This is a genomic window from Pseudomonas sp. PB120 (assembly GCF_009761815.1).
Classification (GTDB): Bacteria; Pseudomonadota; Gammaproteobacteria; order Pseudomonadales; family Pseudomonadaceae; genus Aquipseudomonas.
Genome location: NZ_RWIN01000007.1, coordinates 1 through 3,042 on the forward strand (window position 1 = coordinate 1; position 3,042 = coordinate 3,042).

The following is a 3,042-nucleotide window of genomic DNA, read 5'->3' on the forward strand; positions in this document are numbered from 1 at the left end:
CGATGGCGGTGGGTCAGTCACCGCGATGCTGACTGTAACGCCGCCATCGCGAGCAGGCTCGCTCCCACAGGTGAAGGTGGTGCGCGTTCGGGAAATTGTGGAAAACAAATTTGCCAAGCTCTCAAAGCGCGACATAAAGCCGCTGCAAATAGTTGTTTTGTCACGGTTTTGACTTGTCCCCGTTTGCTGTGGAACTGGCTGTGAATAACGTGGGAGTAGCTGGCTGAAAGCCTCGGATTTCGTGGCTTTCAGAGGTGTGGTTGTTTTTTGATCAGCCGCTTTTGAGCGGCCGTGAGGTGGCTTTGTCAACCTGTTTGTTGTCGGGAAAAACACAGGGGAAGCAACGTTGCGAGCCTGTGGATAAGTCTGTGGTTAAACTCTGGAAAGACTCGGCTGAGGGCCGTGGTTACTGGCTTGGAGCCATCGCCTGTTTGCGTGGCCAATCGTGCAAAATGCCTTGGGCTACACGGTGAGTGTTTCAGGGTCAAGCGAAAAACTTTGTAAGCAGCCCGCAAAGCCTTGTGCACAGCGGCTTGCAGCTTTTTGACTTGCCCCCGGAAACTGTGGGCCGGCCTGTGGATAACATGCGCATACATGGCTGCAGGCCACGGGCAATAAGGCGTGCCTCGCTGTGATCGTTTTTTATACAGCGACGAGTCCTTTGTAGCAGCTGCCGAAGGCTGCGTTCGGCTGCAAAGCAGTCGTAAAAACCGACGCACACGATTTTGACGTTGTAATGATGTTGTCTGGATGACGACTGCTTCGCAGCCGAACGCAGCCTTCGGCAGCTGCTACAAGTTCTGTAAGTGACTTCCCGGTTGCCGGTAGCAGTCGGGCCGGGCATGCTGCCAGCTGATTTTCTATTCCAATGGCTGCCCATCAGCCGAAGCAAGGAGAACACGATGTCCGACACCCTGTTTATTACCGGTGCAACCTCCGGTTTTGGTGAAGCCTGTGCCCGCCGTTTTGCGCAAGCTGGCTGGAAACTGGTGCTGACTGGCCGTCGTGAAGAGCGTCTCAACGCCCTGTGCGCCGAATTGTCCAAGCAGACCGAGGTCCATGGCCTGGTGCTCGACGTGCGTGACCGCAAGGCGATGGAAGAGGCGATTGCCAGCCTGCCACCGTCCTTCGCCAAACTGCGCGGCCTGATCAACAACGCCGGCCTGGCGCTGGGCGTTGATCCGGCGCCCAAGTGCAATCTCGACGATTGGGACACGATGGTCGACACCAACATCAAGGGCCTGATGTACAGCACCCGTCTGCTGCTGCCACGCCTGATCGCCCACGGTCGCGGTGCCGGCATCGTCAACCTGGGCTCCATCGCCGGCAACTACCCGTACCCCGGCAGCCATGTGTATGGCGCGAGCAAGGCGTTCGTCAAACAGTTCTCCCTGAACCTGCGCTGCGACCTGCAAGGCACGGGGGTGCGTGTCAGCAACATCGAGCCTGGGTTATGTGAGAGTGAGTTCTCGCTGGTGCGTTTCGCCGGTGACCAGGAGCGTTACGACGCGACCTACGCTGGCGCCGAGCCGATTCAGCCGCAAGACATCGCCGAGACCATTTTCTGGGTGCTCAACGCGCCAGCGCACATCAACATCAACAGCCTGGAGTTGATGCCGGTGAGTCAGACGTGGAGTGGGTTTGCGATTGAGCGGAATGCCAAGTCGTAATTGTGGCGAGGGAGCTTGCTCCCGCTGGGCCGCGAAGCGGCCCTAAAAGGGGACTGCTTCGCAGTCCAGCGGGAGCAAGCTCCCTCGCCACAGAGGGCTTAGCCGAGATAATCGGCCAATCCGCGATAACAGGTCGCCAGGTGATAAGGCGTCGTCGAAGGCATGTCCTGGCGGCTCACTTCACCGTTCTCATTCCGACATTCATACCAGCCACCCGCATGCAGAGAGCGCTGTTGCAGCGCCTGCAATTGCTGCAATACCGATGCCCCGCTGTCCGGGCGCAGGGTCAGTGCGCGCAGGTATTCAGCCTGAGCCCAGATGCGTTGGGTGGCGTCCTTGGATTGTCCGTCCAGCGTGAGCATTGCCCGCACGGCGCCTGTTTGTTGGTCGACGCCCAATTGCTCGGTGAACGCAAAGGCGCGTTCCACAGCCGCGTGCAGTATCGACCCGCGCAGCAACGGCGACGATTCCAGCAGGAAATACCATTCGAACTGGTGCCCCGGTTCAAACCAGTTATCCACAGCCCCCAGCGGTTTCTCCATCAGCACGCTGTGTTGCGGGTCGATGAAGCGCGTGTGCATGGCTGTGCATAACTCGATGAGCGAGCGCTGCACCGCGTCGTCTTCGCGCACCGAGAGGGTGGCGAGGAACGCTTCGGCCAAGTGCATCAGAGGGTTTTGCAGCGGTCCGGAATTCAACGTAGACCAGTTGCGGTCGAGGCTGGCTTCGTACAGGCCGTCGCCCGTGGCGAAACGCTGCGCAATGACGTCCAGTGCGGCCTTGAGCATCGACTCCACTCGAGGCTCGTGGACTTTGCCCCAGTAATGGGCGCAGGCGAACAGGATGAACGCGTGGGTGTAGAGGTCTTTGCGCTGATCCAGCGGCGCGCCTTGCGGGTCGATGCTGTAGAACCAGCCGCCATGCTCGGCGTCGTGGAAATGATGCTGCAGGGAGCGGAAGAGCGCCGCCGCGCGTTCTTCGGCGGCCGGCACTTGGCCAATCAGGCTGGAAAACAGATACAACTGCCGCGCGCAGGCCATGGCCCGATAGCGCTGCGGTGGCAACGGCTGGTGCTCGGCGTCCAGCGCTTCGTAGGGCAGCGCCATTTCGGCATTCCAGCCCGGGCCTTGCCAAAGCGGCACGATCACGTCCTGGAAATGCTGTTGCACCGCGGCAAACAGGGCGGTCAATTCAGGCTGGGAAACAGAGCGAGGAGCATGAGGCATTGGCTGGCGTCGTCACGGCAGGGTTGATTGCGCGACATGTTATCAGGCCTGAGAGGTGTGGTGTCTGTCAGGCCGCCATCGCCGGCAAGCCGGTCTCGCTCCCACAGTAGAGCTGTGAACACAGGATAAATGTGGGAGCGAGACCG

Annotated in this window: 2 protein-coding genes; one reads left to right on the forward strand and one right to left on the reverse strand. The window is 59.9% G+C overall.

The features are described 5' to 3' along the window. The first annotated feature begins 902 nt into the window (after positions 1 to 902). Entirely contained in the window at positions 903 to 1,670 is a 768-nt protein-coding gene (locus EJA72_RS00565) for an SDR family oxidoreductase (RefSeq protein ID WP_157709616.1), read from the forward strand. Between the two features lie 98 nt (positions 1,671 to 1,768). On the opposite strand, the gene EJA72_RS00570 is transcribed toward EJA72_RS00565, so the two are convergent. Next, positions 1,769 to 2,896: an AGE family epimerase/isomerase gene (locus tag EJA72_RS00570; RefSeq protein WP_157709617.1), complete on the reverse strand. Its 1,128-nt coding sequence runs from the start codon at positions 2,894 to 2,896 to the stop codon at positions 1,769 to 1,771. Positions 2,897 to 3,042 lie beyond the last annotated feature (146 nt).